At 50.9% G+C, this 7,254-nt stretch carries 5 protein-coding genes and 1 pseudogene; 1 reads left to right on the forward strand and 5 read right to left on the reverse strand.

The genetic code is table 11. The features are described 5' to 3' along the window. Positions 1-340 precede the first annotated feature (340 nt). Positions 341-1,816, forward strand: coding sequence for a SpoIIE family protein phosphatase (locus tag ACY692_RS13435; RefSeq protein WP_462325889.1), 1,476 nt, complete (start codon positions 341-343; stop codon positions 1,814-1,816). A gap of 160 nt (positions 1,817-1,976) precedes the next feature. Here ACY692_RS13435 and ACY692_RS13440 read toward each other — a convergent pair whose 3' ends face one another. The 5 genes and pseudogenes from ACY692_RS13440 to ACY692_RS13460 all read right to left on the reverse strand — a co-directional run. Beyond that, positions 1,977-3,356 (reverse strand): MFS transporter, encoded by a 1,380-nt coding sequence (locus tag ACY692_RS13440; RefSeq protein ID WP_462325890.1) that lies wholly within the window; start codon positions 3,354-3,356, stop codon positions 1,977-1,979. A 68-nt stretch (positions 3,357-3,424) separates the two neighbouring features. Then, entirely contained in the window at positions 3,425-3,883 is a 459-nt protein-coding gene (locus ACY692_RS13445) for a 4'-phosphopantetheinyl transferase superfamily protein (RefSeq protein WP_462325893.1), read from the reverse strand. Positions 3,884-3,889: 6 nt separating this feature from the next. After that, positions 3,890-4,186: pseudogene (locus tag ACY692_RS13450) on the reverse strand (4'-phosphopantetheinyl transferase family protein); the annotation flags it as partial. 157 nt (positions 4,187-4,343) lie between these two features. Then, positions 4,344-4,682 (reverse strand): hypothetical protein, encoded by a 339-nt coding sequence (locus ACY692_RS13455; protein ID WP_462325891.1) that lies wholly within the window; start codon positions 4,680-4,682, stop codon positions 4,344-4,346. A 262-nt stretch (positions 4,683-4,944) separates the two neighbouring features. Then, positions 4,945-7,254, reverse strand: a 2,310-nt coding sequence (locus ACY692_RS13460; RefSeq protein ID WP_462325892.1) for a type I restriction endonuclease subunit R, EcoR124 family, incomplete at its 5' end; no start/stop codon positions are given.

Here is a 7,254-nt window from a genome sequence, read left to right on the forward strand (position 1 = left end):
CATTCCAAAACAGGGCAAAAACGGGTTCGGATTGCGTAGAAATGGGTTTTGGGTTCATGCAAATGGCGGGGGTGGGTTCTGGTCGCGGAAAAGGGCAGATATGGAATCTGCCCCTACGGTGGGATGAATGGATACAATGAAAAATTTTACATCCATCGTAACCCGGTAGGGGCGGATTCCATATCCGCCCTTCTGGATCCCGCGGCCGCCGGTGGATTCAATTTCTGTCCCCGGATACCACATCCGCCATGGATCTCACATTCCAAAACAGGGCAAAAACGGGTTCGGATTGCGTAGAAATGGGTTTTGGGTTTACGTAAATGGCGGGGATGGGTTCTGGATGCACAAAAGGGCAGATATGGAATCTGCCCCTACGGGAATTTTAATGAATACGATAATTAAAAAACATTCGTCGCGGCGAACCATCAAAGGTAAAATACTGGGCATTTTGATGGTTGTGCTTGTGCTCAGTCTGGTGGCGCATTTGGGTATTTTTTATTATACAACGGCTCATGTTAAAAAGATGAATCAGGAGGTTCTTTCGGAGCTTCATGCTCTTGATAATAAGGCCGGTGTGGAGCTGAAAAATGAGATCGAAAACAAATTCGTGATCACGGACATTGATATATGTTCGGGATGTATTGCAAAAAATTCAAACGGATACATTGCCAGCCACAGCAGCGATAAAAAATGGATCTTGTTTCCGGCAGGCTATTTTGATCAGCATGTTGAGGATAAGGCGGAAGAAAAATCTGTGTATCTTTTGGATATGAAAGAGAAGTTCGTATCCTTTTATAACAGAATAACCTCTATTACCTTGGCAGTATTTATCGGTATCGTTGTCATTGCATATGTCATCGGATCAACCCTGGCCAAAAAGCTGACCGAGCCTTTGATCACGCTGAAAAAGGCGACAAGATTTCTTGGCGAGGGGTATCTGGCCGATAAGGTAGACGTCCGTACCGGTGACGAGATCGAGGAACTGGCTGATAATTTCAATCAGATGGTCGCCACGCAGGACAACTATCTGGACAAGCTCTGTGACTCCATTGAGCGAAAAACCATCATGGAGTCGGAAATCCAGCTGGCCGCCCGTATTCAGAAGTCATCCCTGCCCGGGGCGAATCCTGCATTTGATGCAAAAACTGGGGTGGATGTGTCCGCCTTTCTCAAGCCTACCAAAATGGTCAGTGGTGATTTTTACGATTATTTTTTTGTGGACGATAACCACCTGTTTTTTGCCCTTGGTGACGTGTCCGGCAAAAGTATGTCGGCGGCCCTGTTCATGATGACCACCAAGCTGCTCATGAAAAAGTTTGCCCTGACTAAGCTCCCTCCTGATGCGGTCTTGAAGTATGTCAACGACACCCTGGCCCTGGACAATCCGACCTGCATGTATTGTACGATTTTCTGTGGTATTCTGGATACCGAAACCGGCCATCTGAACTACTGCAATGGAGGCCATACCTATCCTCTTTTGTGCAGCAACACGTCTTTTAGCTACATGGCTACCCGGGAAAACATGCTTGTGGGGCTCACCCCGGAGGCGGAGTTCGGATCAGAAGAGCTGGATATGCATGAAAATGACATGCTGTTTGTGTATTCTGACGGTGTTACCGAAGCTAAGAATACTGCTGACGATCTCTATTCCGAGCCACGACTCCTCGAACAGCTCAATGGTGGTCACAAGGAGACTGCCAGGCGTGTCATCGAAGAAATAAGGGAGGATGTTCTGGGATTTTCAAAAAATGCCGAGCAATATGATGATATCACCATGCTGTGCCTGGCATTTCGGGGGAAGGGAAGGGTTTCTTGATGTGGTTATTTCAGGATATCCGGTCCAGTAAGGCCCATGATCAGCCCCTTGTTTTTTCTCGCCTCCCGGGGCTCGAAAAAACGGGCGATCCGTGGATCGCCCCTACAAATTTAGCCGGAATGATTGCGTTTATGACTGTTTTTATCGGGAATTGCTGTGGTTATTTTGTCTTTTTGGCAAAGATCGATGCCAAAAGAGCCGGGACGCAGATGATCACGGCAAGCACCATGGCATGATTGAAGCCTGCTGTAACTTTTTCCGGGGAAAGGAGATGTACTGTCTTGGTATTACTTCCTGCAATATGGGAAAAGACGATCTGAAAAAAAGTGACGCCCATGAGCGCACCGACACTGTTGATGACGGAGAGTATGGCCGAGATGATCCCCTGTTTGCCTTCTTCCGCATTGCTCATCACCAACGTCATGTTTGACACGGTGAAAAAGGCCAGTGCAATCCCGAATACAACGAAAAATGCAATGATATATCCTATGGGCGTAGCGATTCCGATACGCATGAAGAAACTGCATGCCAGGAGCATGCAAACGACGGCAATGGATGCAATCCATCGGGGACTCTTCTTGTCGGTAAGATAGCCTGCCAGGGGACAGAACACGAAAACCGCTATGGGCAGGGCCATGAGGATAAGCCCGGCCTTTTCCGGGGACAGTCCCTTCACCAGTTCAAAAAAGTAGGGGAAGAGAAACAGAACGCCATTGAGCAGGATGATCACTAAAATGGCGGCCAATGCTGCAAGGCTCAAATATGTATTGTTAAAAATGCTGATATCGATCAGCGGCGCAGAGAAACGTTTTTCTCGTGCAATGAAAAGCACAAAACAGGCCATGGAAAAACAGAAAAGCCCGATGACATATGGATGTTCCCATCCTGCATCCTGACCGTGATGCAGGGCGTATACAAAGGAACAGAGACATATCAGACTCAAAAGCCCGCCCCAGATATCAAAAGGCGATGTCTGCTCCGGTCCGCTCTTTTGGGGACGCAGAAATTTGTAGGAGAGGACAAGCCCCGCTATCCCGAAGGGGATATTGAACAGAAAAAGCCAGCGCCAGCTCAGATATTTCAGGAAGAATCCCCCCAGGGGCGCCCCCACCGCGAACCCGATACTCCCCATCACCCCGACGAATCCAAACGCTCTGCCCCTCATCGATACGGGCAGGGTTGTGGCAACCACCGCGCAATAGGTTGAAAATAACATGGCACTCCCGACTGCCTGAATGAGCCGGAATGCCACAAGGGTATGCAAACTGTTTGAAAGCCCGCAAAGCAGCGAGCCGATGGTGATGACCCCAAACCCCGCCATAAAAATGTTTGCCGGCCCCTTCATATCCCCAAGCCTGCCGAAAATGAGCGCGCAACTGGCCGTTATCAGCAGATAGGATATGATGATCAGAGATACGCCGGCCGTGTTGGTCGCGAACACCTTCTCCAGGGTGGGGCTGGCGATCATGACGATGCTGCCGTCTAGGTTGCCCAGGAAGGGAGCGATGCCTATCGTGGCTATGATAAGCAGGTGCTTCAATGTTATGTTGTCTTTCTCTTTTGGGTTGGTCATGGGGGCAATAAAGAACGGTGCGCGGTTGCTGGTTTTTACAATGACTGGGCCACGCAGGATCTGTATGACTTTTTGCTGGTACAGGCCAGATTTTTTTCACCACAACTTCCCTGACACCGGGTGGGCAGGATGGTTGCTCCAGAAAATATGAACCCGCTCTCGACCTGGAATCGGCCATGTATGTTCGAGCAGATCCGGGAGGCTTCAGGTGATGCCCGTGGGACGGCCACGCAAAAAGACAACCTGTCGAAATTCAGGGTGATTTCGGCCTTAGAATACTCGATGAATTCCCGGGTGATGGGGAACTGGCATTTGAACGCTGCTTCCTTGACGCTGAAAAGTATCTTCGCATAGCGGCCGTCATCGCCCGGAGCATATGAAGAAAGCCATCTGCGTTCCCTGGCAGAGCATACAAGCTCGAACAACTCTTCATCGAGTGGAGTATCCAGCTCCACATCGAGCCCGATCCCTTCTATTTCATTTCTGTTCGCCACCGCAGCCGCGCAATATCCTCTCGTATGCGATATGGAACCCGTCACTTTATCCGGCCACCTGGGTGACCTGTCCTTATTCTGGAGTATCGCACCCGCTGTAATGCCAAGGCGTTTCAAAGCCTGATGCGCACACATCCGTCCACCGCAAAATTCGGCCTGTCGTTTGGGGACCGCATGTGCCACCATTTTCCATTCATCCTCATACATGTCAGTCCTGCAGATATGGGGTGAGGATTCGGATGTGATCACACAATCTGGAAACAATGCGTCAACGTAGGAAATCATGGAATACTTCATACCCATTATTTTTCATGGTGGCAGCTTGGATGGTGATGTCCTTTTGCATGGGGATTATGCCGCGATCTAAAGTTCGTGATTATTGTCCGCACGGATGCGACTGCAAAAAATGCCCTCATTGCCAGATCCTGAATAATCATGAGATCTAACTACCTGGTTTTGCTTAAAACTTAATAACATAAAACCTAAAACCGCCTGCAAGAGATACTTTTTGCAGGCACATCCGCACGAGGAGAATGAATAACAGGGCTCCGGAAGCCATGTTCAAAAATGAATGGTCATGTTCTGCGGTCCGAGTCAACCAGTCCGAGGGATTCAGGCCGAGGCCCCGGTAGATGGCATCGGCGCCCAGGCCGAAGAGGATGGCCACGACGATAATGCTTGCCAGGTAAAGAATCGCGGACTTCTTGCCGAGCACTCTGGCTACCACGGCAATGGTGGCCGTCTTGGTGGCGGGTCCTGCCAGGAGAAAAACCAGGGCGGCGCCGGGCAGGGCTTGCACGGGGATCGATGCTGGTATAATTCAAAATTTTGGTTCATCCGGCAATAGCGTACTTTTGAACTCTCTCGGCTGAAGACAGCTGCTGACGGAAAACATCTTCCAGTATAACCTGGATAGAACGAATACACGCACTCTGTAGCCCCCCTCACGTAGTTCAGGGAGGGGCTGGGGGTGGGTTTAAGAGCGGAAATGGCCTTGTTTCGATTGTTATTGGATACTATTTCAGTTGGTCATCCTGGTCCGAGCCTGATGAAAGCAGTCGCTATATTTCTCCACCAACCCCTTTAAACTTCTCCACAAAGGCCACAATTTTCTGAAATACTGTCTGTTTCTTCGTTTTGTATTGCGGATTGAGCGGGCTCATTTTGGGCAGCGTGGCATTGAGTGCCGTGCCGTTTTCGGTTGCATATTCGTGCTTTAAGGATGCCTTGATGTACCGTCTTGCCTCCACCTTATTCAGCGCCTCAGTGTGGATCAGCTCCTCGGCCTCGCGCTTTTGTTCCGCCTGGGCAAACGTGAAGAACGCATCAATGACGTTTGCCTTGTCTCCGATGTCGTCCAGATCGGTTTGATTGATAAAATCAATAATCAGGCTCTCTTTAGCCCTGTTCCCTATACTGGCTCGAATCACCCGCCTCACGTTATCGATGAGGTCATCCTTGTTCCTGGTTTTCTTGTTGTGCTCAAAGATGAGTTCCAGAATGTAATCGAGGTTGATCTCCTGGGATTTCAACAAATCCACCTCAAAGACCACATCATCCCAATCAACGGTGGAATCGTCCTGCTGTCCTCCAGCCCTCTGACTCCGCAACCAGTCGCGGGTGTCATTGTACGTGGAACGGTAATCCTGGACCAGTCGCTCGGACGGCACGTTGATTTTCCGCATAGCCTCCAGGTCGTCATCGCTCAAATAGTGCTTTGCCTTGAATTCCTCGACCGCTTCCGCATCTTTCAGATCCACCTCCTGCAAGGCATTCAGCCCGGTAAACTCATCGTAGTTGCGGAGAATATTCTCCACCCGCAGGTACTCCCCGAACAGTTTCACAAAGTCCTTTTTGTCCTGCTCTTTGATGATCTCACTCGGATCAGGGAAGCGGTCTTGCAGCTCGTTCACCACCTCCACATACCCACGGCACGCCTTGCCGGTAGCGATGTCGGTAAACCCCTCCATGTATTCCTGGTAACTCTTTTCCAACACCACGTTCTTGGTGTTGGCATTGCCGAAGAGAGTGATCGAATCAACCGTGCTCTGCTCCAGGTCACGGAAGGTCACGATATTGCCGAAGGTCTTGGTGGCATCATAAATCCGGTTGGTGCGCGAAAACGCCTGCAGGAGTCCGTGGTAACGCAGGTTCTTATCGACAAAAAGCGTGTTGAGGGTCGGGGCATCGAAGCCTGTCAGGAACATCCCCACCACGATCAGCAGGTCCACCTCCTGCTTTTTCACCCTCTGGGCCAGGTCGCGGTAGTAGTTTTGGAACCCCTTGCTATTGACCCCGTAGTTCGTCTTAAAGGCCGCGTTGTAGTCGCCAATAGCCGCACTGAGGAACTCCTTGGCACTGCTGTTCATGGCCGACACCTCGAAGCTCTCGTCGGGAATGTCGCCCACCGCATCCTGCTCCTCGTTGGCCGCAAAAGAGAAAATCGTGGCGACCTTGAGACGCTTCTTTTCCTCGGCCTCAGTCTGCAGCTCACGGAAGGCCTCATAATACGCCTTGGCTGCATCCACACTGCTCACCGCAAGCATGGCATTGAACCCCTTTGCTCCCATGTGCGCACGATGCGTCTTCAGGGGGAAATTTTTGAGGATGTAGCCTGAGATCGCACGAATACGATCCGGGTGGAGCAGTGCCTGCTTATTCTCCGCAGCGGAGAGCTTTTTCTCATCCTGCTCAGTCTCGATGGCCTGGAACTGAGGACGCACATCGTTATAGTCCACCTTGAACTTCAACACCTTCTCATCGCGAATGGCATCGGTGATCACGTACGCATGCAGCTCCCGTCCGAAGACGCTCCCCGTTGTTTCGGCACCCAGGGCGTTTTCTGGAAAAATCGGCGTGCCCGTGAAGCCGAATTGGTAATATCGCTTGAATTTCTTTTGCAGGTTCTTCTGCGCCTCACCGAATTGGCTGCGGTGGCACTCATCAAAGATGAAGACCACCTGCTTGTGGTAGATGGGAAGCCTGCCATCCCCCCGCATCAGGTTATTGAGCTTCTGGATAGTGGTGACGATGATCTTGTTGTCGTCCTTCTCCATGTTCCGCTTCAGCCCGGCCGTGTTCTCGGAGCCGTTGACGCTGTCAGGCGAGAAGCGTTGGTACTCCTTCATCGTCTGATAATCGAGGTCTTTGCGATCCACCACAAAGAACACCTTGTCGACAAAATCCAGCTCAGTGGCCAAGCGCGCCGCCTTGAAGCTGGTGAGGGTCTTTCCTGAACCGGTGGTGTGCCAGATAAAGCCTCCCCCTTCGGGTTTGCTCCAATGCTTGGCATGATACGCACTCTTGATCTTCCAGAGGATACGTTCGGTTGCCGCAATCTGGTAGGGGCGCATCACCAGCAGCGTGTTGTC

The organism is Desulfoplanes sp., assembly GCF_054921335.1.